At 73.7% G+C, this 21,391-nt stretch carries 17 protein-coding genes; 9 read left to right on the top strand and 8 right to left on the bottom strand.

Translation table 11 applies throughout. From position 1 onward, the window contains the following. Positions 1-74 precede the first annotated feature (74 nt). The 7 genes from WMF22_RS26075 to WMF22_RS26105 form a co-directional block, all read right to left on the bottom strand. A complete protein-coding gene (locus WMF22_RS26075) occupies positions 75-1,229 on the bottom strand; it encodes a PAS domain-containing protein (protein WP_437292715.1) in 1,155 nt (384 codons plus the stop codon). Between the two features lie 99 nt (positions 1,230-1,328). Beyond that, the gene (locus tag WMF22_RS26080; RefSeq protein ID WP_437292716.1) at positions 1,329-2,054 is read right to left on the bottom strand and encodes a zf-TFIIB domain-containing protein; all 726 of its coding nucleotides are present in this window, start codon (positions 2,052-2,054) and stop codon (positions 1,329-1,331) included. A gap of 103 nt (positions 2,055-2,157) precedes the next feature. Beyond that, positions 2,158-2,646, bottom strand: a complete 489-nt coding sequence (locus tag WMF22_RS26085; RefSeq protein WP_437292717.1) for a hypothetical protein — start codon at positions 2,644-2,646, stop codon at positions 2,158-2,160. 331 nt (positions 2,647-2,977) lie between these two features. Then, positions 2,978-4,180: an ABC transporter permease gene (locus tag WMF22_RS26090; protein WP_437292718.1), complete on the bottom strand. Its 1,203-nt coding sequence runs from the start codon at positions 4,178-4,180 to the stop codon at positions 2,978-2,980. Further along, positions 4,174-4,905 (bottom strand): ABC transporter ATP-binding protein, encoded by a 732-nt coding sequence (locus WMF22_RS26095; protein WP_437292719.1) that lies wholly within the window; start codon positions 4,903-4,905, stop codon positions 4,174-4,176. The genes WMF22_RS26090 and WMF22_RS26095 overlap by 7 nt, the downstream gene beginning before the upstream one ends. 1 nt (position 4,906) lies before the next feature. Continuing rightward, on the bottom strand, positions 4,907-6,157 hold the full coding sequence (locus WMF22_RS26100; RefSeq protein ID WP_438031536.1) for an efflux RND transporter periplasmic adaptor subunit: 1,251 nt from the start codon (positions 6,155-6,157) through the stop codon (positions 4,907-4,909). Continuing rightward, positions 6,154-7,671, bottom strand: a complete 1,518-nt coding sequence (locus tag WMF22_RS26105) for a TolC family protein (RefSeq protein WP_438031537.1) — start codon at positions 7,669-7,671, stop codon at positions 6,154-6,156. Before WMF22_RS26105 ends, WMF22_RS26100 begins: the two co-directional genes overlap by 4 nt. Positions 7,672-7,787: 116 nt before the next feature. Between WMF22_RS26105 and WMF22_RS26110 the strand changes: the two genes are divergently transcribed. From WMF22_RS26110 to WMF22_RS26145, 8 genes are all read left to right on the top strand, one after another. Continuing rightward, positions 7,788-8,534, top strand: a complete 747-nt coding sequence (locus WMF22_RS26110; RefSeq protein WP_437292722.1) for a response regulator transcription factor — start codon at positions 7,788-7,790, stop codon at positions 8,532-8,534. A gap of 25 nt (positions 8,535-8,559) precedes the next feature. Then, positions 8,560-9,915: an ATP-binding protein gene (locus WMF22_RS26115; protein ID WP_438031538.1), complete on the top strand. Its 1,356-nt coding sequence runs from the start codon at positions 8,560-8,562 to the stop codon at positions 9,913-9,915. Between the two features lie 135 nt (positions 9,916-10,050). Further along, the gene (locus tag WMF22_RS26120; protein WP_438031539.1) at positions 10,051-11,274 is read left to right on the top strand and encodes an AAA family ATPase; all 1,224 of its coding nucleotides are present in this window, start codon (positions 10,051-10,053) and stop codon (positions 11,272-11,274) included. Between the two features lie 308 nt (positions 11,275-11,582). Then, positions 11,583-12,095 carry a hypothetical protein gene (locus WMF22_RS26125; protein WP_438031540.1) on the top strand — a complete coding sequence of 171 codons (513 nt, stop codon included), beginning with the start codon at positions 11,583-11,585 and terminating at the stop codon, positions 12,093-12,095. A 569-nt stretch (positions 12,096-12,664) separates the two neighbouring features. Continuing rightward, a complete protein-coding gene (locus tag WMF22_RS26130; protein WP_438031541.1) occupies positions 12,665-13,531 on the top strand; it encodes a hypothetical protein in 867 nt (288 codons plus the stop codon). Between the two features lie 408 nt (positions 13,532-13,939). Next, positions 13,940-15,064 (top strand): aminoglycoside phosphotransferase family protein, encoded by a 1,125-nt coding sequence (locus WMF22_RS26135; RefSeq protein ID WP_438031542.1) that lies wholly within the window; start codon positions 13,940-13,942, stop codon positions 15,062-15,064. A 54-nt stretch (positions 15,065-15,118) separates the two neighbouring features. Further along, complete coding sequence (locus WMF22_RS26140; protein ID WP_438031543.1) at positions 15,119-15,382, top strand: zf-TFIIB domain-containing protein; 264 nt, start codon at positions 15,119-15,121, stop codon at positions 15,380-15,382. 135 nt (positions 15,383-15,517) lie between these two features. Continuing rightward, positions 15,518-15,799, top strand: coding sequence for a pyrimidine/purine nucleoside phosphorylase (locus WMF22_RS26145; RefSeq protein ID WP_438031544.1), 282 nt, complete (start codon positions 15,518-15,520; stop codon positions 15,797-15,799). Positions 15,800-15,812: 13 nt separating this feature from the next. Here WMF22_RS26145 and WMF22_RS26150 read toward each other — a convergent pair whose 3' ends face one another. Next, complete coding sequence (locus WMF22_RS26150; RefSeq protein ID WP_438031545.1) at positions 15,813-19,673, bottom strand: serine/threonine-protein kinase; 3,861 nt, start codon at positions 19,671-19,673, stop codon at positions 15,813-15,815. A gap of 723 nt (positions 19,674-20,396) precedes the next feature. Between WMF22_RS26150 and WMF22_RS26155 the strand changes: the two genes are divergently transcribed. Further along, positions 20,397-21,287 carry a serine/threonine-protein kinase gene (locus tag WMF22_RS26155; protein ID WP_438037283.1) on the top strand — a complete coding sequence of 297 codons (891 nt, stop codon included), beginning with the start codon at positions 20,397-20,399 and terminating at the stop codon, positions 21,285-21,287. The last annotated feature ends 104 nt before the right edge of the window (positions 21,288-21,391 follow it).

Here is a 21,391-nt window from a genome sequence, read left to right on the forward strand (position 1 = left end):
CTGCGGCGGTCGCAGGCGCGCGGGGACGCCCTTTCGGGTGGCGCTGCTCCGGGCGGCGCCGCGCGCGCCGGCGCCTACGCCCGGCGCCGCGCGCCTCCACGCGCGCGCCTCCGGCTGACCTCCAGGCCGCGGCCGAGGCTGCGCAGGACGAGCAGCTCCTCGCCGAGGTCGACGTCGACGAGCGCGCGCGCGACCTCCGGGCGGACGCCGGTGAGGATCGGCCTGGAGCCGAGCAGCTGGATCGCGTGCGCCAGCCGCTCCAGCGCCGCGGCGCCGTCCGGATCGAGCGCCTCCGCGCCGGTGACGTCGAGGACCACGTGGGACGCCCGCTGCGCCACGATCGCGGGGAGGAGCCGCTCTCCGAGCTCGCTGCCGCGCTCCGCGTCGAGCCGCCCGATGAGCGGCACCGCGAGCGTGCCCCGGCCGACGTCGAGGATCGGCGCGGAGAGGTTCAGGATCTGCCGCCGTTGCTCCTCCACGAGGGCGAGCGAGCGGTTCAGCTGGTCGATGAGCCGGCCCTGCTCCTCGACCTGCCCCTCGGCGCGCCGCTGCGCCGTGACGTCGAGCTGCTGCACGAGCACCGCGCGCGCGCCGGTCACGGGATCGGTCGTGGGGCGCGCCTCCACCTGGTGCCACCGCTCGCCGTCGGTCGTGACGACCCGCACCTCCCCTGCCCACGCCGCCTCGGCGTCGATCGCGCCGCGGACCGCCGCGCACACGCCCTCGTCCGGGAACGCCGCGTCGATCGCCGGCGCGTCGCCGAGGGCGCGCAGGGCCGCGGGGTTGTGGAAGAGCACCTTCCCCTCCCGGTCGACGAGGCTGACCAGTACCGACGAGTGGCGGACCGCCTCCACGCCGCGCACCATCGAGGCGCCGACGCTGGCGGCCTGGGGGAGCGCCTGGAACAGGATCGCGAGCCGCCCGTCATCGAGGTCGATCGGCTGCCCGTGGAGCGTCACGGTCGCGGGCGTCCCGCGCGGGTAGAGCGTCCAGTCTTCCAGCACCGTCTCCCCTTCCGCGAGGACGCGCAGGTAGCCGTCGAGCCGCGCGCGGACGGCCGGCGACAGGTCCGAGAGGTCGCGGGAGAGCAGCTCGGCGCGATCCGTCGCGTGCCAGAACTGGAGGGCCTTCGCGTTCACCCAGGGGAACCGGTGCCGGCCGTGGTCGTAGACCCAGGTCGGCAGGACGGACAGATCGAGCGCCGACAGGCGCTGGTCGAGGGACGTCATGTCGTGGCGGCACGTCATACGACGCCCCCGTCCGTCCTGCACGCCCCTTAACGTCTCTTCACCCGTCTCTTCACCGGTGCGGCCAGCGCGCGCGGACGCTCAGCGGGTGATCTGCCACAGGAGCTCGAGCAGCTCCTGCACGGCGGCCCGCCGGTTGTTCCAGCGGGATTCCCAGGACGAGGCGGCCACGACGGCGCTCGCCCGACGCGCCGCCTCCCTGGCGATCTCGGCCTCCCGGCGCGACCGCGCCTCTTCCTCGATCTGCTGCTGCCTCGCCCGCGCGGTGCCGCCCGACGCGGCGAAGGCGAGCAGCTGCGGGAGCTCGCCCCGGTCGAACCAGGTGCCGTGTTCCCTGCAGATGTCGACGATGATGCCGCTCTTGCCGGCGAAGTTCTTGCGGTTCATCCGCTGGCCGCACGCCGGGCACCGGACGTAGCGCACGCGGACGTCGACGTGCTCCGGCTGCCGCGGCGGCCTCGGCGCGCTCGTCCCATAGCTCTCCCGGCGCTCCAGGAGGTCCCGCAAGAGCGCGTGGTCGACGAGCTGGCCGCCGCACCGGCCGCAGTCGCGCAGGAGGCCGGCCGCGGCGCGGAACGCCGAGAAGGGCACGCCGCAATCGGCGCAGAGGAGCGCGTCGGGCTCGGGGATGGGCTCCAGGCCGAGCTCGTGCCCGCACCCGTCGCAGCGCTCCGCGTCGGGGAGGTTCAGCTGGTAGCAGCCGCCGCAGCGCACGGTGGCGAGCGGCCCCTGGCACCCCGGATAACAGCGCCCCTCCGCGTCGATCAGGAGGCCGCATCGCGGGCACGGGCTGCGATCGGCGCGCACCCTGGGAGTCTAGAGGCCCGGAGCGCTCACGAGAAGCGCGATGACAGGCGCCCTCGCTCCTGGCGCCGGCGCCGCCTTCACGTCGCCGGACGGATGATCGGGCTCAGCGCTGCCTGGCGGAGCGCATCCAGGGATGGGGATGGGAGCTCCGGGGGCGGCTGTGCGGCGGCGCGCTGGACCGGCGCACCTGCTTTCCGAGCTCCTCGAGGAGAACTCCCACGGCGGCGTCATCGTCCTGAAGCACGACGACATGGTCGTTGTTCTCCTCACGCAGGAGCCGGTTCACCTGGAGGGCGCCGACCGCCGTCCGCACGACGATGGCGACGCACGTGAACTCGCTGACGAGCATGCTGCGCGTGCGCATCGTCGCGGCCTCGAACGCCGGATCGTTGTTCATCGGAGCCCGGCGGAGGTCGATCAGGTGGCCGAGGCACCAGCGATCCAGCGATTCGTAGACCTTGAGCGCGTCGGAGTGGACCCGGATGAAATCGTCGGGTGACGGATAGGGGAGCTCGGAGCGGGTGCTGCGGACGATCGACATCTCCTGATCGAGGGTGACCGTCAGGTGGTCGTTCTGCAGCAGGACATCCATCCCACCACAGGATAGCGAGCCGGCGGCGCGCCGGCACTGAAAAGCAATGGCGAGCTCAGCGCTGCACCGGCAAATGCTGCGTGATCGGCCAGAACGGACCGCCGCGCAGCGGCGTGGGTTCGGGTGTGCGTGGACCGATGTGCGGCCCAGAGCCAGCGGCGTCTGCATTCCCTCGCGGTGGGCGCGGGCGGCGGGAACGAGCCTCCTTCATTCAGGCCAGCGAGTTCGGTTCTCGGGACGACGACCGGCGGTCATGTGTGTTGGTCATGTTGGTTGATCGTCCCGCACGCCCGAGACTCGCGCCTTCAACCCGTGCCGCCCCCATTGCCGCTCACTCGAACCGCAGCGCCTCCACCGGATCGAGCCTCGACGCGCGCCTCGCCGGCCCCACGCCGAACGTGATCCCGATGAGGATCGACACCCCGAGCGCCAGCCCGACCGCGTACGTCGGCACGATGGTGGCCCACTCCCCGAACCGCGACAGCAGCACCGCCGCCCCGTACCCGAGGCCCACCCCGGCCACGCCGCCCGCGAGCGACACGACGACCGCCTCGACAAGGAACTGCCGCAGGATGTCCCCGCGCCGCGCCCCCACCGCCATCCGCACGCCGATCTCGCGCGTCCGCTCCCGCACCGAGACAAGCATGATGTTCATGATCCCGATGCCACCCACGATGAGCGACACCGCCGCCACGCTGCCGAGCAGCATCGTGAAGGTGCCCGTGATCTGCCCCATCGTCGCCAGCATCTCGGCCTGCGACCGCACCTCGAAATCGCTCGCCTGATCCGCGCGCAGCCGGTGGCGCAGGCGCAGCAGCTGCTCCAGCTGCGCGATCACCGCGTCGGACCGCTCCTCGCTCGCCAGCTGCAGCGAGATCGTCGACAGGTGATCCTGCCCGAACAGCACCGACCGGTGCGTCGACAGCGGCACGAACACCCCGTCGTCCGGCGACCCCATGCCCGACCCCTTCTCCGTCAGCACCCCGACCACCCGGAACGCATTCCCGTTGATCTGGAGCCGCGTCCCGAGCGGCGAAGCCCCCGGATAGAGCTGCCGCGCGACATTTGCCCCGAGCACGACGACGCGCGCCCGCTGCTGCTCGTCCAGGTCGGAGAACGAGACGCCGCTCGCCACCGACAGCGAGCGGACCTCGAGGTACGCCGGCGTGATCCCCGTCACGGACGCGTTCAGGTTGCTCGCCATGTACCGCAGCTGCGCGCTGCCGCTCCGCTCCGGCGCGACCGCCGCCACGCCGTCGAGCCCCTTGAGCGCCTCGGCGTCGTCCTCGGTCAGCGTCTTCACCGTGCCCGACCGCACTCCGCTCGCCGACGCGGACCCCGGGCGCACCATCAGCAGGTTCGCGCCGAGCGACCGGATCCGCCCCTCGACGCTGCTGCGCGCGCCCTCCCCGATCCCGAGCACCGCCACGACCGCCGCCGTCCCGATGATCATGCCGAGCATCGTCAGCAGCGTGCGCAGGCGGTTCGAGGCGAGCGAGCGCCACGCGCTCTTCGCCGTCTCCTTGATCAGCATGCCGCCTCCATCTCGCCCGCGTGGAACGCCGACACCACGTCGGCCGAAGGCCCGTCGGCCACGATGTGCCCGTCCCTCATGTGGATGGCGCGCGAGAGCGACCGCGCCACGCCGAGGTCGTGGGTCACCATGATCAGCGTCGTCCCGTCCGCGTTCAGCGACAGGAGCAGCTCCAGCACGTCGCGCCCCGTCTTGCTGTCGAGCGCGCCCGTCGGCTCGTCGCACAGCAGGATCGACGGCCGCGTCACGATCGCCCGCGCGATCGCCACGCGCTGCCGCTGCCCGCCGGAGAGCTCCGACGGCAGGTGCCGCGCGCGCGCCGCGAGCCCCACGCGATCGAGCGCGCCCTCCGCGAGCGCGCGGCTGTTCTTCACCGCCCCGTAGAGCAGCGGCAGCTCGACGTTCTCCGCCGCCGTCATCCGCGGCAGCAGGTTGAAGCTCTGGAACACGAACCCGATGTGGCGGTTCCTGAGCGCCGCGAGCTCGTCGTCGTCGAGCTCCGCCACGTTGCGCCCCCCGAGCCGGTACGTGCCCTCCGTCGGCCGATCCAGGCACCCGAGGATGTTCAGCAGGCTCGACTTCCCGCAGCCGGAGGGCCCGATGATCGCGACCGACTCGCCCCGGCGCACCTCGAAGCCGATCCGGTCGACCGCCCGCACCGCGAGGTCCTCGCGATCGGCGTGGTACACCTTCGAGAGCCCGCTCACGAGGACCGGGACGTCCATCTCAGCGCCCCCCTCGGCCGGCGCCCATCCCCATGCCCATCCCCCGCATCGGGTTCTGGCCGCCGCCCTGCCGCTGCCCCTGGCCTTGCGGCCCCGCCGCGCTCGCGGCGGGCGCGCTCGCGAGCACGTCGTCGCCCTCGCTCAGGCCCTCGGTCACGACCATCCGCGAGCCGTCCGTCGCCCCGGTCTGGATCGGCCGCTCCTCGCCGCTCGCGAGCCGCACGAACCGCCGCTTGCCCTGCGACTGCACGGCCAGGAGCGGCACGAGCAGCACGTCCTTCTGCTCCGCGGTCACGATCTCCACGTCCGCGCTCATCCCCGACCGGAGCAGCGACGCGTCCTTGTCCTTGACGACGATCTCGACGTCGAACGTCACGACGCTCGACACCTCCTTGCCGAGCGGGCTCACCCGGTCGACGACGCCCTGGAACACCCGGTCCCCGTAGGCGTCGACGCGGATGTCGACCCGCTGCCCCGGCGCGACGCGCCCGATCTGCGCCTCGTCGATCGCGCCGACGATGCGCAGGTTCGACAGATCGGCGAGCGTCATCACGGCGCTGCCGCCGCTCACGTTGGTGAGCGCCGACGAGACGAGCGTCCCCTTCTCCACGGCCACGTCGAGCACCGTCCCGGCGATCGGCGCGTAGATCTGCGTCTCCTTGAGCCGCAGCTCGGCGTCCTGCACCGCGAGCTCGGCCGTCTTGAGCTGCGCCTGGGTCGCGTTCAGCTGCGCCCGCCGCAGCGTGATGTTCGCGCCCGCGACCTTCGTCGAGTGCGCCGCCGTGCGGGCCGCGTCGGTCGGCCCGAGGCCCATCTCCGCGCTCTTCTCGGCGACCTCCTGGCTCGCCTGGCTGTTCTTGCGCTCGAGCTCGGCGACCGCGACCGACGCGTTCGCCGCGGCGAGATCGGCCTTCACGCGGTCGCGCGCCACGCGCGCCGCGGCGAGATCGCGCTCCGCGTCCGTCGGGTCCAGGCGCACGAGGAGCTGCCCTGCCTCGACCGTATCGCCCTCCTTCACGAGGACCTCGATGACCTGGCCCGGGGCGCGCGACTTCACCTCGACCTGCACGTCGGGCTCGATCTTCCCGGACGCGGCGGCGGTCTCGGTCAGGCTCCCGCGGCGGATCTCGACGGTCGGGCCGGCGGGGGTCTTCGCCGGCTGCTTGTACCAGGCGTACCCGCCGATCGCGAAGCTCGCCACGGTCAACGCGGCCACGCCGGACATCAGGTAGCGCTTCTTGTTCCTGTTCATGACGACCTCCTGGGCAGCACCGACGCGAAGCGGACGAGCAGCGCGCCCGTCTCGTGATCGAGCTGGAGGCGCGACGTCAGCTCCGTCACCGCCGCCCGCAGCCTGCGGAGCTCCGCCTCCCTCCGCGTCTGCTCCGCCTGCACCACGTCCGCCGACGTCGCGGTCCCGAGCGAGAGCCGCTGGCGCTCGGCCTCGGCCAGCTCGCCCGCCATGCGCGCCGTCTCGGTGGCCAGCGCGACCTGCTCGGCCGCGGCCTCGAGGCTCGCGCGCAGCGAGCTCACGTCGGCCGCGATCGCCTCGGCGCGCGCCTGGTACCGCGCCTCCGCGGCCGCGAGCTGCGTCCGCGCGCGGGCCGCGTCCGCGGACGCCCGCCCGCCGCCGAGCGGCAGCTCGATCTCGATCCCGCCCAGCACCCCGAACGCTGGCCGGCCGCCGGGCAGCGAGAGCCCTGGCAGGCCGTCGCGCACCCACTGCCCGTCCATCGAGGCCGTCGCGAACAGGTCGAGGCGGATCTGGTCCGCGTCCTCCGCCGCGCTCACCCGCGCGCGCTGCGCGTCGAGGTCGGCGCGCAGGGCCGCGAGCTCCAGGGACCGCTCGCTCGCCGCGCGCACGAGCGCGTCGGCCGACGGCAGGGCCCCGAGCGACGGCGGCGCGCCTGTCGGGGCGAGCGACGCCGCGCTCGCCGGGGGCATGCCGAGCGCGCGCCCGAGCGCGATGGCCCGCGCCGCGCGCGTCGCCCGCGCCTGCGACAGCGAATCCGCGATCGACGCGGCCGAGGTCGAGAAGCGCAGGACGTCCACCTTCGTGCCGGTGCCGAGGGTCTCGGCGCGCGCCTTCGCGTCGGCGCGCAGCCGCTCTGCGGCCGCGAGCGCCTGCTCCTGCACGACGATCGCCTGCTCCGCGTACCAGAGCTCCCAGTACGCCCCGAGCACGTCGAGCGCGGTCTGGCTCGCGGCGAGCTCGCGCTCCTGCTCCGCGGCGACGGCCGACGCCTGCGCCTGCGCGTACGGCGCGAGGACCGCGTCGGTCCCGGCCCCCCGCAGGAGCGGCTGCCGCGCCGAGACGTACGCCTGCGCGCCGTAGTTCGGCCCCGGGGTCCCGTCCGCGGGCGAGCGCGCCGACGCGCCCACCTCGAGGCTCGTCCCGACGTCGGTCGTGTACCGCAGCGCCGCGTTCGACGCGACGGACGTGCCGCCAGAGCGCTGGAGCGCGCCGGCGCCGTTGCCCGGGGCGTCGCCGTTGGCGTCGGCGATCCTGCCGTAGGACTCCTGGTACTGTCCGGTCACCGAGGCCGAGAGCGTGGGCCTGCGGGCGCCCTCCTCGGCGGCGACAGCCTGCCGCGCCGCGGTGGCCTCGAGCAGCGCCGCGCGGAGGGACGGGTTCTGGGAGGCGGCGCGGCGGACCGCCTCCTCGGCGGTGAGCGTCTCGGCGCGCGCCGCGACGCTCAGCGAGCACGTGGCGGCGAGGGCGAGAGACGCCAGCCACGGCAAGGGAACGGAGCGAGAGAACGTCATGCGCCGCAAGCTAACGGGCAGTGTCTCAAGAGGTGTCCTGGTCGTGTAAAGATTCGTCAAGACGCCTCTTGACCAGGCCTTACACGGCGGTGCGACGGCCGCGCTACAGTCGCGACATGGCGGATCCGCCCCAGATCCTGGTCATCGACGACGACGCCGAGCTCTGCGAGCTCCTGGCCGAGCTGCTCGGTCAGGAGGGTTACGCGGTGGAGAGCGCGCGCGACGCGATCTCCGGCCTCGCGCGCGCGCAGGAGGAGAGGGAGAGGCCGTTCACGCTCGTCGTGCTCGACGTGATGCTGCCTGGGCTCAACGGGTTCGAGGTCCTGACGCGGCTGCGGCAGAGCTCGCGCGTCCCCGTCCTGATGCTCACCGCGCGGGGCGAGGACGTCGACCGCATCGTCGGCCTCGAGATGGGCGCCGACGACTACCTGCCGAAGCCGTTCAACCCGCGCGAGCTGGTCGCCCGCGTGCGCGCGCTCCACCGGCGCGCCTCTCACGCTGGCGCGGCGGCTGGGCCGGGCGCGGCGGCCGGTCCTTCCACCGCCGAGGCGCAGGGCGCGCTGACGGTCGACGATCTCGAGGTGCTCCCCGCCGCGCGGCGCGTCCGTGTCCGTGGCGAGGAGGTCCGGCTCACCACGGCCGAGTTCGACCTGCTCGAGGTCCTGGCCCGGCAGGCGGGGACGGTGGTCTCGCGCGAGGATCTCGCGCGGCGCGTCCTCGGACGCCGGCTCGCGGCGTACGACCGCGGCATCGACATGCACGTCTCGAACCTCCGCCGCAAGCTCGGGCCTGGGCCGGGCGGCGGCGAGCGCATCAAGACGGTCCGCAACGCGGGCTACATCCTCGCGCGGGAGCGCGCGTGAAGCGCTTCGTCCCCGGAGGGCGGCCGTGAAGAGCCTCTTTTTGCGCCTCCTCGTCTCGCTGTGGCTCGCCATGGCGCTGCTCGTCGGCCTGCTCGCGGTGATCCACGGCTGGGCGTTCTCCGCCGAGCCGAGCGGGCTGCGCCGCCGCCTGAACACGCGCAGCGTCGAGCTCCGGGCGGAGGGCGCGCTCGCCTGCGCGCGGGACGGGCTCCCCGGCTGCGAGAAGGGCCTCGCGCCGCTCGATCCGCGGGATCAGCGCGTCGCGGTCTACCGGGCCGGCGCGCTCGTGATGGGCGAGCCCATCGAGGGCGCGCCGCTCGTCGAGGACAGGGCGAGGCGCTCGGCCGACGGCATCGCCATCGAGGTCGGCGAGGAGCGGGAGCTCGTCGCGGTCGTCCTGCGCCGCGACCCTGCCTTCGCCGCGGTCGCGGCCGGCCCCGTCCGGTCGCCGTGGATGTTCTTCATTGTGCCGGAGACGTTGCCCCAGCGGCTCCTCGCGATCGTCGCCGTCACCGGGCTCGTCGCGGTGCTCCTCGCGCGGTACCTGTCCCGTCCGATCCGCATCCTGCGCGGCGCCACGCAGCGGATGGCCGCGGGCGATCTCTCGGTGCGCGTCGCGCAGAAGCTCGCGGGCGCGGACGGCGAGACGCTGGCGCTCGGGCGCGACATGGACCGGATGGCCGAGCGCATCGACGAGCTCCTGGAGACGCAGCGCCGGCTCCTTCGCGACGTCTCGCACGAGCTCCGGTCGCCGCTCGCGCGGCTCAACATCGCGCTCGAGCTCGTCCGCCGGCGCTCGCCGCCGGACGTGGAGCCGGCGTTCGACCGGATCGAGCGGGAGACGGAGCGGCTCAACGGGATGATCGGCGAGCTGCTCACGCTGAGCCGCCTGGAGTCGGGCCGGGGCATGGAGCGCACCGAGCGGGTCGATCTCACGGCGCTCCTGGAGCAGCTGGTCGAGGACGCCGCGTTCGAGGCCGAGCAGCGGGGTTGCTCGGTCGAGCTCGGGGCGCGCGACGCGTGCTCGCTGGACGGGAACGAGGAGCTGCTCCGGCGCGCCATCGAGAACGTCGTGCGCAACGCGGTGCGCTTCACCGAGCCGGGCACCGCGGTCCGCGTCGATCTCGAGTGCTCCGGCGGGACGGCCCAGGTGCGCGTCCGCGACCGCGGCCCGGGCGTCCCCGAGGGCGCGCTCGGGGACCTCTGGAAGCCGTTCTACCGGGTCGACGACCACAGGGCGCGCGGCGCGGGCGGCACGGGGATCGGGCTGGCCATCACGCACCGCGCGGTGCGGATCCACGGCGGCGAGGTCGAGGCGAGGAACGCGGACGGCGGCGGCCTCGAGGTCGCGCTGCGGCTGCCGGTCGGCGCGGGGGGCTGAGCGCGGGGGCTGAGCGGGGGGGTTGGCGGGCTGGAACGCCGGGAGGCCGCTTGCTCGTCCCCGGTGCCGGCGTCGGGTTATATAGCTCGACGGCCGGCTCGCCCGGGCTCGGACGCGTGGCAGGCGGCGACAACCATGCTCCAACAGGTCTCGTTCACCAACTTCAAGTCCCTGCGCAGGGTCGACGCTCGCCTCGGGCGCTTCATGGTCATCGTCGGGCCGAACGGCTCAGGAAAGACGAGCATCCTCGACGGCCTGCACTACCTCGCGCGCACGACGCAAGCGCCGCTTGCGAGCGTCATGCGTGGAACGTTTGACCCTCCCAACCTGAAGAGCCGCGGCTCCACGGACGCGATGAGGCTCGCGGTCACCGGCAGCTTCCACGATGTGACCGCCGGAGTCGAAGTCGGCGTCGAGTGCGACAGCGATGCGAGCGGCACGTCGTACTGGAGCGCGACCGTCGCTCTGCGCTGGGGTGATGCCGTCGAGGAGACCGCCGAGTCAGCGGCGGAGCTGCGGCACATCAAGCCGCCCCCCCCCGTTTCGCTGGCTCGATTGCCGCCCGAGACGCCTGGGCGCCTACGGTCGTATCACCGCCCTGAGATGGCTGAGCTTGCCAGCGAGCTCGGCTCCTCGCGCAAGCTCCGACTCGATGTCGAGGCGCTCGCGGCGCCGTCCTACAGCGAGGAAGAGACGCCTCGCCTCGCGATGGACGGCCGCGATCTCGCGTCGGTGCTGGCCGACGCGGCAACCCGCACGCCCGAGACATTCCAATCGATCCAGGAGGCTGCGCGCCGGGTCATTCCGGCGCTCGATCGGATTCGCACGCGTCGCGCCAAGGTACAGAGGCGAGAATACCAAGAGGTCCGCATCGACGACGCGCCGATGCAGCACGCCGTGGCTCGCTCCTACTGGGGCCAGCAGCTCGTGCTCGACTTCAAGGGTGCGCCCGACGTCCCGGCGCCGCTCGCGAGCGAGGGCACCCTGCTCGTCATCGGCCTGCTGACCGCGCTCTGGATGGCCCCGAGACCCAGGCTGCTGCTCCTCGACGATATCGACAAGGCGCTGCACCCCCGCGCGCAGGAGGAGCTGGTCGCGCAAATCCGAAGGATCCTGGAGCTTTCGCCCGAGCTCCAGGTGATCGCAACAAGCCACTCGCCGTACCTGCTGGATCACTTCGATGCGCAGGACGTGCTCCTCACGGCGCTCTTGCCCGATGGCTCCACCGCCTGCGCCCCGCTCGCCGAGCACCCCGATTTCGACAGATGGAAGACCACGACGCGCTCCGGCGAGCTCTGGAGCTTCGTCGGCGAGGACTGGGTCGCGCAGCGGGCGGGCGCGCCTCAGGCGCACGAATGAGCGTGACCGCCCGCCTCGTCGGGATGGTGGTCGAAGGGCCGGATGACGCGAGGACGGTGCACGGTCTCGTCGATCGGGTCCTCGTGAACGCGGTCCCCGCGCTCACGGGCCAGCTCGCGCGAGCTCGAACCTTTTGTGGGCTCGATGCCGGCGCGACCTTCGTCACATGGAGCGCGGTGCATCAACATCGGGTGCCGCGGAGGCACGGACACTTCGGCGGAAAGCCGGCGCTCGAGGACGCTCGTACGGCCGTGCTCGCGCTCCGCTGTTTCGTCGCACGGGAACCGCAACCCCAAGCGGTCGTTCTGATGCGTGACAGCGACGGCAAGGAGGCCGAGCGCCGGCAAGGTCTGGAGCAGGCCCGGCAGGACTCTCCCTGGCCCTTCGAGGTGCTCCTCGGCGTCGCCCACCCGATGCGGGAGTGCTGGGTGCTCGCCGGCCTCGTCCCGGAGGGCAAGCGAGAGGAGACATCGCTCGCGGCCCTCCGGAAGGAGCTCGGGTTCGATCCCTCCGTCAGATCGCACGAGCTCGACGCATCGAGCAAGACGGCGAAGAAGAGCCCGAAGCGCGTCCTCGATCGCCTCACCGGGGGCGAGCACGAGCGCGAGGCGCGGTGCTGGACCGAGCCTGACCTTGGCCATTTGCGGCAGCGAGGCAGCGATAACGGCCTCGCCGCCTTCCTGAGCGAGGTCGAGGCCCGCCTGGTGCCTGTCTTCTCGGACGCTGCCTTGAAGGGAGACACAGACGCCGGGCCGGATGCTCCGCGGCCGTCTGCGCAAGCGGGGCACGACACGAGCGCCAGGATTCCTGGCCGCTCCTGATCCCGGTCCCGCCCATCCAAGGCGATCTCGGATCGACTCGGCCCCCCTCTCGAGGCCATCCGTTTCGATCCCAGATCTACCCGCCGCCGCCCGAGCCGGCTCTGCCACGTCGCGACCTCTCCGCGCCGCCTTCCGAGGCCGCCCCTCTCGGTCCCGCACCGACCCATCCCCCCTCCCGAGCCTCCTCGGCCACGTCGCGACCTCTCCGCACCACCTTCCGAGGCCGCTTCTCTCGGTCCCGCACCGACCCGCCCCCCTCTCGAGCCGGCCCCGCCACGTCGCGACCTCTCCGCGCCGCCTCCGAGGCCACCTACCTCGACCCCGCACCGACCCGACCGCCCTCGGAAATGCTCTCCGGTGCGAGACGACTGCTCCAGACCCACCGCCCCTACCCAATCCCCCGATCCCGGACGCTCAAGCCACCTGCAAAGTTCCAGCTCCCGCGCGAGCACCGCACGAAACCGGCGCAGCACCGCCCTTGACGGACGGCACAGCAGGACATCCCTTGCCTGTTCATCAGCAATGCGCCCTCAGGCATTGCCTTATCACCCCATCAGGAGGTGTCTCTCATGCTGAAGCATCTGAATATCGACGAGATGGTCGCGCTCCTCTCCCCGTGGGTCGAGGACCGGGAGCAACGCCGGCTCTTCCTGGCGATCCCCGAGATCGCGGCGCTCCACCCGCGGGTCGTGGAGGCCCACGACGCGGTGCTCGCGGTCCAGCCGAGCAGCCGCGGAGGCCGCGTGTCGTCGAAGCTGCGCGCCATCGTCGACGAGACCAGCAAGGTCGACCGGCGCCACGACCACCTCGCGCGGGCCGTATCGTACGGTATCGACGCGCACCGCGAGCTCTGCCTCGCCGAGGAGCCCTCGGACGCCGCCCGCGCCGCGCAGTGCGATGCCGTCCAGAAACAGCTCTTCCCGGGCGGCCTGTCCATCGTCAACGCCTCGACGCTCGCCGAGGCGGGCAACACGGCGCGCATCGCCCGCCTCCTCGAGGACGAGCCCGGGATCGCCGACTTCCTCAGGTCCATCCCCGCCCGCGGCAAGGCGTCGCTGCTCGACGTCGTGAAGCGCTGGCTCGCCAAGGGCCGGGAGCTCCAGACGCTCGAGCGCGCCCGCGGGGAGATCGAGGCCACCGAGACCGCCACGCCCCCGAGCACGAGCACGATCCAGGCCGCGCGCAGCCAGTGGTTCAAGATCGTGTCTCTCGTGCTCTCCAACATCGATATATCCCGCGCTCCGGCGCGCGATATCGAGCTCATCCGCGGGCCCGTGCTCCGGGCCTCGGGCCGCGCGGGCAAGCGCTACGCGGGCAGCAAGACGGAGCAGGCTCCGCAGGACGACGATGCGGCCGTCCCCGCCACCGAGCCGGGCGGCCCCGAGCCAGGGGTGCGGAGAACAGGCGAGCACGGCGACGCGGGTATCCTGCCCTGATCACCCCCCGGCGCCCGGCACGACGACAGCCGCGCAGGGCGCCGACGCCATCGACACGCCCCGATGAGGGCCGCACGCCTCTCGAGCGCCGGCGCCCGCCGCCCCCGCGCCACGACGCGCGTGGCGCCGCCCGTCAGCGCCGCGCCGCTGTCCCAGCATGCGACCGAGCTCGCCCTCCCAGTCCACGTTCTGGAAGTTCGCCCGGCAGCACGCCGGGTCGTTCGCCGGCCTCGACCTGCGCAAGCTGGACGACTGGCTCAACGCGAGCCTCGACGTCACCGTCAAGCGCTGGGCGAAGGCCTACGAGCGCGCGCACGACCGACGCTTGCCCGCCGCCCGCTCGCGGGAGAGCCGCCCAGCTCGCCGCCGGCGATGGCCAGCGCCGAGCCGGTGTGCTCAATTCCGGATGTGCGCGCCGTCCCTCCGCCCGAGAGCGGGCTCGCCAGCGACCTCGTCCGGATCGGGGCGTCCCTCTCGGGCGACGCCGGCCCTCTCGGCGCCGCGGTCGTGCTGTCCGGCCGCGCGGACAGCCTGGTCGTGCGGATCGGCGGCGTGGTGGTCAAGGCCCATGCGCACGAGACCGACGCGCGCGCTCTCGTGACGCGGCTGCAGCTCGCGGCGAGCCCCCGGCTGCGCTCCGTGCTGCTCTCCCCGCTCGGCGTCCCGCCGCCGTCGTGGCGGGACGCGCCGCCCGGCAGCGCGCCTGTCGATGGCGCGGCGGACGACGCGCACGCGGGGCTCGCGATGCAGGTGCGCGGCCGGCTGGTCACGGCCTGGCCGGCGGGCGCGCCGGTGAGCCCTGACGACCCGGACGCCGCACCATGGGAAGAGGCAGCGCGGCTGCTCGCGCGCCTGCACGCGACGGCGCTCACCGCCGTCGCCCCCGCGGGCCGGTTGCCTCGGGCGGGCGCGCCAGGTCGGGTGGCCCGCGCCATGGCGCGCCTGCGCGCCGCGGGCCGGACGCCGGCGGGCATCGAGGTGGAAGAGGCCTTCGCCAGGCTGGCGCCGCCGGCGCGCGGCGGTGAGGCCGAGCCCCCCGGTCGAGAGGGGGTGCGCTGGCCGCGGGAGCGGAGCGACGTCCTCGTGCACGGGGACTTTCACCTCGGACAGGTGGTTCGCCTGGCGGAGGCACGCGCGGGCGGCGCGGGGCCGGCCGGCGCGCCAGAGGCGCGAGAGGAGCCTCGGGCCGACCGGCGCGGAGGCTTCCGGCTCATCGACATCGACGATCTCGGGGTGGGCGATCCGGCCTGGGATCTCGCGCGGCTGGCCGCCTGGTATGCCGCCGGGCTGCTGCCGCCCGAGGCGTGGCGGCGGTTCCTCTCCGCCTACCGGGCGTCGGGCGGGCGCGCCGTGCCCGCCGAGGGCGACCCGTGGCCAGCGCTCGACGTGCCAGCGCGCGCGCTGGCCGTGCAGGCGGCCGCCCTCGCCGTCGCAGCGGCCAGCCGGGAAGGCCGTCCTCTCGATGACGTGGAGACAGCGCTCGTCGATGCGTGCCGGCGAATGGTCCGCGTTGACAGAGCTCCGCATGTGTGATGTGCAATCAAGGCAGCTCCTCTCCGCGGGAAGCTGCGATTGAAGGAGGGTTCTATGCTCCAGTGTCCCAAGTGCCACGCATCGATGCGGACCTATAACCGCAATGGAGTTCAAATCGAGCAGTGCGACGGCTGCCGCGGGATCTTCCTGGATTACGGCGAGCTCGAGGCCCTGTCTCGCCTGGAGGGCCAGTGGGCCCCACCCCCGCCGCCGCCGATGCACGCCGTCCCCCCGGCGGCGCCCGCATGGGGTGCGCCGCACCATCACTACGGTCACGCGCGACACAAGAGCTTCGCGAAGCTGCTCTTCTCCTCGTGACCCTCGCCACGAAGACCGCCACGCGCGCCGCGCAGCGGGCCTGACGCGCGCAGAGGGCCTGGCGCTGTCGCGGCGACGCGGCGAGCGCGCGTGTCCGGGCTGGTCTCTCGCGGCGGGACGCGGTAGGAGGGCGCCATGCTCAAGCACAACAGCTACTTCAACGGCAACGTCCAGAGCGTCGGCTTCGAGCGCCACGGGCGCCGGCAGACGGTGGGTGTCATCGACACCGGCGAGTTCCACTTCTCGACCGACGCGCCGGAGCGGATGACGGTCGTCGCCGGCGAGCTCGTGATCCGCGTCGACGGCTCCACGGAGTGGCGCGCCTATCCGGCAGGAACGTCGTTCGAGGTGGCAGGCAAGAGCGGCTTCGACGTCAGGGCCACGCAGCCCACCGGCTACCTCTGCGAGTTCCTCTGAGCGCGCCGGCGACCTAGGCCTCATCGAGCCAGCGCCGCTCTAGCTCCAGCGTGGCCACGTTGTCCGGCACGTTGCCGAGGAACTTCCCGCGCCACACCGGATCGCCGATCTTCCGCGCCCGCTCGATCAGGCGCTCCCGCGCCGAGGCGATCGCCATCATCGCCTCCCGCCGGTGGCCGCAGGCCGAGAGCGCCTCGGCGTGCGAGAGGCGCACGAGCGACTCGCCCACCTCGGCCCCCATCGACTCCAGCAGGCAGAGCGCCTCCGTCGTCGCCGCGAGCGCGTCCACCGCCTGCCCCGCGTCGAGCAGCGCCCGCCCGAGCACCGCGTACGCGAAGGCCCGCAAGGGCGGCGCGCCGTACAGGATCGCGACCGCGGCGCGCGCCTCGCGCTCGGCCCCCTCGAGATCGCCCGCCTGGAGCATGATCCTCGCGAGGCACGCCCGCCCGGCGCCCTCCCCGCGCGCGTCGCCGAGGCGCTGGGACGTCGCGATCGCCTCCTCCGCCGTCCGCCGCGCCTCCTCGACGAGGCCCCGCTGCGCGAGCACCGGACCGAGGTTGAGGAGCGCGCCGAGCCGGACGTCCGACAGGCCCATCCGCTCCGCGTCCGCGAGCGACGCGCGCAGCGCCGCGTCGGCGCCCTCGAAATCGCCGAGCTCCGCGTAGCAGGAGCCCAGGTTGTTCCTCGCCCAGCAGGCGTTGCGGCGATCGCCCGCGTGCTCGAACGCCGCGAGCGCCGCCTCGAAGCCCGCGAGGCACGCGCCGGGATCGCCGACCGCCATCGCCCGGTACGCGCGCGCCTCGTGGAGCCGCGCCAGCACCTCGACCTCCTGCTCGGTCTCCTCGGCGTCCTGCTCGATCCCGTCGAGCAGCTCGTCCGCGAGCTGGTACCGCCCTCCGAACACGAGCCGCCCGGCGCCCGCGCACAGGCACACGCTGCGCGCGGGGCGCGCCGACCGCCGCGCCTCGGTGCCCTGCGCCAGGCGCAGCAGGCCCTCGACCTGGTCGTGGTTGCCGCGCTTCGAGGCCGCGAGGATCACCTGCGTGAGCGCCGAGAACCACGGCGCCGAGCCGGGCGCGAGCCGCTCCAGGGCCTCGGTCCCCCGCCGCTCCGCCAGCGCGAACTCGCCCCGCCAGAGGTGCGCCTCCGCCTGGCAGAGCCGCAGCGCCCCGGCCGTCGCCTTCGTGGCGCCCCGCGCGATGCCGCGCTCGACGCGCTCGATCGCCGCGCCCAGGTCGCTCCCGAGCAGCGCCTGCTCGGCCGCGCGCAGGGTCGCCGCCGCGGCCCGCGCCGGCTCGCCGCCGCGCTCGAAATGCTCGGCCAGGGCCATCGGATCCGCCACGCCCGTCCGCTCGAGCCACTCGCCGGCGAGCCGGTGGCCGAGGCGGCGATCGTGATCGGTCAGCATCCCGTACGCCGCCTCGCGCACGAGCGCGTGCCGGAACCGGTACTCGGCGGCCTCCGGCGCGCCCTCCACGGAGCGCCGGACGATGAGCTCCCGCACCTCGAGCTCGGCGAGCAGCGGCTCGACCTCCGCCCGGCCGACCAGCGCGGCGACCCCGCCCCGCGAGAAGGTCTCGCCGAAGATCGCCCCGGCCCGCAGCGCCCGCCGCGCGCCCACGTCGAGCGCGTCGAGCTCCGCCTGCACCATCGCCAGCACCGTCTCGGGCAGGTCCACGCCCTTGCCCGCCGCCGCCGCGCGGATCTGCTCCTCGAGGTAGAAGGCGTTGCCGTCCGCGCGCTCGACCAGCGTCGCCACGAGCGCCGGGCTCTCGCGCTCGCCGAGCACCTGGCGCACGAGCCGCTCGCTCGACCGGCGCGAGATCCCCGCGAGGCGGAGCTTGTGCCCGCGCCGCTCGTCCCACAGCTTCGGGAAGAGCTCGTGCACCTCGGGCCGGCCGAGCGCCATGACCATGAACGGCCGGTCCTTCAGGTTCCGGAGCGCGGCGTCGACCATCGTGACCGTGGGCAGGTCGCCCCAGTGCAGGTCCTCGAGCACGAGGAGGACCGGCTGCACCGCGCACTCGGCGCGCAGGAAGTCCTCCCAGGCGAGGCGCAGCTGATCGCCCATGAGCATCGGGTTGCGCCGCGCCGCCCGGAGCTGCACGTCGTCGTCCGGGAACGGCGCGCCGACGAGCTCCCCGAGGAACGGCGCGACCCGCGCGGCGTCGAGCGCCGCGTGCCGCTCGACGCGCGCCCGCACCTTGCGCCGCCGCTCCTCGACGGGATCGGCGTCCGTGAGGCCGATCGCCCGGCGGAGCGCGTGCGCGAGCAGGCCGAAGGCCGACCCGGCGCTCATCGGATCCACCTGGCCGAGCCACACCTCGACCGGCTCGCCGTCCTCCCGGATCGCGCGGACGAGCTCGTGGCGGAGCCGCGACTTGCCGATGCCCGCCGGCCCCGTGACGAGCACGACGCTCGGGGTCGACTCCTCGATGCAGCGGGCGAGCTCGTCCCGGATCAGCGCGAGCTCCCGCTCGCGCCCGACGCACGACGTCGCCTTGCCGAGCACGTGGGGCGGCGCCTCCGGCTCCTCGCGCGCGCCGTGGAGCCAGGGGCCGCCCCCGTCGGACGTGATCTCGAACCGCGCGCCGAGCAGGCCCGCCGTCACCTCGTCGATGCGGATCGCCGGCGCGCGGGACGTCGCTCGGCCCTCGGGGAGCAGCTGGACCACGCGGTCGATGAGGTCGCCGATCGGCATGCGCGAGGCGATCTCCGCCCTGCCCGTGACGACCGCGACCGGCGCGCCGCCGAGGAGCGCCTGGACGGCGAGCGCGCAGCGGGCGGCCCGGGCCGCGAGATCGGTCGTCGCGCCCGCGCCGGACAGCACGACGAGCGGCAGCCGCGCGTCGACGAGCTCGAGCTGGCCCTTGTAGCGCGCCGCCGTGGTCGAGAGCGCCTGCGCGCGCGCCTGCTCGTCGACCTCGGAGGGGGACGGATCGGCGGCGGAGAGGCCGTCGCGCGCGAGGACGAGGCACATCACCTTGCGCTCGCCGGTCGTGAGCTCCGGCGGGCGGACGGACATCGAGGGCGGGCGGACGGAGATCGCCGCGGGATCCATGAGCCCGGCGAGCTCGATCGCGACCGCGTTGCCGTCGCTCGGCCGCCCCTCGGGCGACTTCGACAACATCCGCTGGACCAGCGCGTCGAGCGCCTCGGGCACGTCGTCGCGGAGCCACCGGAGCGACGGCGGCTCCTCGATGAGCACCTTGACGAGCACGGCGAGCCCGCGCGCGCCGCGGAACGGGGCGCGCCCCGAGATGCACTTGTAGAGCAGGCAGCCGAGCGCGAAGACGTCGGCGCGCGCGTCGACGTGCGCCTCGCCGCGGGCCTGCTCCGGCGCCATGTAGCCGGGGGTGCCGAGGATGGCGCCGGGCATGGTGAGCTGCTGGTCGATGCCGGACAGCCGGACGACGCCGAAATCGATGAGCGTGATGCGATCGATGGTGCCGCCGACGAGGAGCAGGTTGCTCGGCTTGAGATCGCGGTGGACGACGCCGAGCCGGTGCACGGAGCCGAGGGTGGTCGCGACGCGCCGGGCGAGCTTGAGGCTCTCCTCCAGGGTGAACGCCTGCCGGGCAAGGCGCTGGGAGAGGGTCTCGCCGGTGAGCCACTCCATGGCGAGGTAGGGGTGGCCGTGCTCCGTGCGGCCGTGCGAGATGTACCGCACCACCCCCGGCACCCGCAGCGTGGCGAGCGCCTGCGCCTCGCGCGCGAGGCGGTTCGAGTCCTGGGAGGCGGCGTTCTGGAGGACCTTGAGGGCGATGGTCTCGCCGGTCTTGAGGTCGCGCGAGCGGAAGACGTGGCCCATGCCGCCGGCGCCCGCGAGCTCCATGATCTCGAACCGGCCGTCGATGACGTCTCCCGCTCGCATTGCCTGCCATCGCTCCGGATCGTCCGCCCTGTGTGGGAGCTACGCGAAGTTCACCTGAATGGCCAGCGGTTCGGGGTTACGGGCGTGTCACCGGAAGCGGGCGCCGCGAGGCGCCGCCGCTGTCATGCAATCACCACCGACACCACCGATTGCCGCGCTCCGGTGCGCATCGTCACCAGAGAGCGCGGCGAGGGGCAACTCTGCAGCGTCGAAGCGCCGGCGGCCCCGGCCACGAGGGCAGTCCGGCGCTCCACCGCCGTCGACCGGAGCGCGCTCCGGCGAGGCACCCGCTCGGCGCTCCGGCGGCGCGCGACGAGGGCAATGCGGCACACCGGCGCGGCCCGGCCGCTGGTGCCGGCGCGGCCGTGGCGGCCCAGGCGCTGGCCGCTCCCGCCGCCGCGACGCGCCTCGGCCGGCGGCCCGCGCCCCGGCTCCCCGGACCGCCTGCGCCCCGCTGTCCCGCGGGCGCGCCCCGGTTTTCCCCGTCCCGTGCCCCGCGGCTTTTTCGTCCAGGCGACCTCGGGTGCGACGGGCGGCCGATGTGAAGCGGCGCGCGCCGGAAAACAAAAAACAAGGCGCCGGGGCCCTTCGTCGTGTGACGCTGCGCGCGGCGCTTCCTCTGTCGCGTCTGCGTGATAAATGAGCTTGTCTGGGGAGAGGGGGGAGGCGACCGGAACGCGCTGGACCCCCTTTGTCAAGCGAAGGAGGCCGCTCTTGTCAATCGTGCCCGGAACCGTTCTGCTCCAGCGCTACCGCGTGGTACGTCATCTCCGCCGCGAAGGCCTCGGTGAGGTGTTCAGCGCCGAGGACGCGAGCACCGGCCGGCGCGTCGCGGTCAAGGTGCTCGGGGAACCCCCGATGCGCCAGGAGCCGGGAGGCGTGCTCAACACGCCAGAGCGCATGCCCCTGCAGGAGGCCGAGGCGCGCTTCCGGCGAGAGGCGGTGGCGTGCGAGCGGCTGCGGGGCCCGCACACACTGCCCTCGGTCGACGGCGGCAAGGACCCGGCGCACGGTCCTCTCCTCGTGTTCGAGCTGCGCGAGGGGGAGCTCCTCAGCGAGCGCATCGCCCGGCAGGGGCCGCTCCCGTTCAGCGCCGTTCACCCGCTGGGCGAGCAGCTCTGGTCGGCGATCGCCGAGCTGCACGAGATTGGCATCATCCACCGCGACATCAGCTCCGCGAACGTGCTCCTCGACCAGGGCCCTGACGGCGAGCGGCTGACGCTCCTGGATCTCGGCTCGTGCAAGCTCCCTCCCGAGCTCTCCGACGCGGCGCCGACGTTACCGAGCCGGTGTCTCGGTGATTTCAGGTTCGCGCCGCCCGAGCAGCTCACGAAGGGGAAGACGGTGGATCACCGGGCCGACCTCTATGCGGCCATGACGGTGATCTTTCACGCGCTCACCGGCGAGCTCCCCTACGCCGCGCGCAATCTGATGATGCTCGCCGATCTCAAGACGAGGACGCCGCCGCGCCGCCTGGGCAGCCTGATGCCTCCGCCGGTCGACCGGGAGATCGAGGTGTTCGTGAACAGGGGGCTGGCGCACAGCCCGGACCGCCGCTTCGCGAGCATCGCCGAGGTGATCCAGGGCTGGCAGGCGCTGAGCCACGCCACCTGAACGTCTCGACGGCTCTCGCGCGGCCCCACCGCCGCTGAAGGCTGGACACCCGGCCTGCCGATTCCACCGCAGCGTCCCCGCACCGACAGGAAGGCGCCCAGACA

This window comes from Sorangium sp. So ce204 (genome assembly GCF_051526795.1).
Taxonomy (GTDB): Bacteria; Myxococcota_A; Polyangia; order Polyangiales; family Polyangiaceae; genus Sorangium; species Sorangium cellulosum_B.

Excerpts from the sequence above, each read along its gene's own strand:
- WMF22_RS26075 (WP_437292715.1), bottom strand. The coding sequence starts at position 1,229 with ATGACGTCCCTCGACCAGCGCCTGTCGGCGCTCGATCTGTCCGTCCTG.
- WMF22_RS26150 (WP_438031545.1), bottom strand. The coding sequence starts at position 19,673 with ATGCGAGCGGGAGACGTCATCGACGGCCGGTTCGAGATCATGGAGCTC.
- WMF22_RS26095 (WP_437292719.1), bottom strand. The coding sequence starts at position 4,905 with ATGGACGTCCCGGTCCTCGTGAGCGGGCTCTCGAAGGTGTACCACGCC.
- WMF22_RS26105 (WP_438031537.1), bottom strand. The coding sequence starts at position 7,671 with ATGACGTTCTCTCGCTCCGTTCCCTTGCCGTGGCTGGCGTCTCTCGCC.
- WMF22_RS26120 (WP_438031539.1), top strand. The coding sequence starts at position 10,051 with ATGCTCCAACAGGTCTCGTTCACCAACTTCAAGTCCCTGCGCAGGGTC.
- WMF22_RS26100 (WP_438031536.1), bottom strand. The coding sequence starts at position 6,157 with ATGAACAGGAACAAGAAGCGCTACCTGATGTCCGGCGTGGCCGCGTTG.
- WMF22_RS26110 (WP_437292722.1), top strand. The coding sequence starts at position 7,788 with ATGGCGGATCCGCCCCAGATCCTGGTCATCGACGACGACGCCGAGCTC.
- WMF22_RS26090 (WP_437292718.1), bottom strand. The coding sequence starts at position 4,180 with ATGCTGATCAAGGAGACGGCGAAGAGCGCGTGGCGCTCGCTCGCCTCG.
- WMF22_RS26140 (WP_438031543.1), top strand. The coding sequence starts at position 15,119 with ATGCTCCAGTGTCCCAAGTGCCACGCATCGATGCGGACCTATAACCGC.
- WMF22_RS26145 (WP_438031544.1), top strand. The coding sequence starts at position 15,518 with ATGCTCAAGCACAACAGCTACTTCAACGGCAACGTCCAGAGCGTCGGC.
- WMF22_RS26125 (WP_438031540.1), top strand. The coding sequence starts at position 11,583 with ATGCGTGACAGCGACGGCAAGGAGGCCGAGCGCCGGCAAGGTCTGGAG.
- WMF22_RS26085 (WP_437292717.1), bottom strand. The coding sequence starts at position 2,646 with ATGGATGTCCTGCTGCAGAACGACCACCTGACGGTCACCCTCGATCAG.
- WMF22_RS26130 (WP_438031541.1), top strand. The coding sequence starts at position 12,665 with ATGCTGAAGCATCTGAATATCGACGAGATGGTCGCGCTCCTCTCCCCG.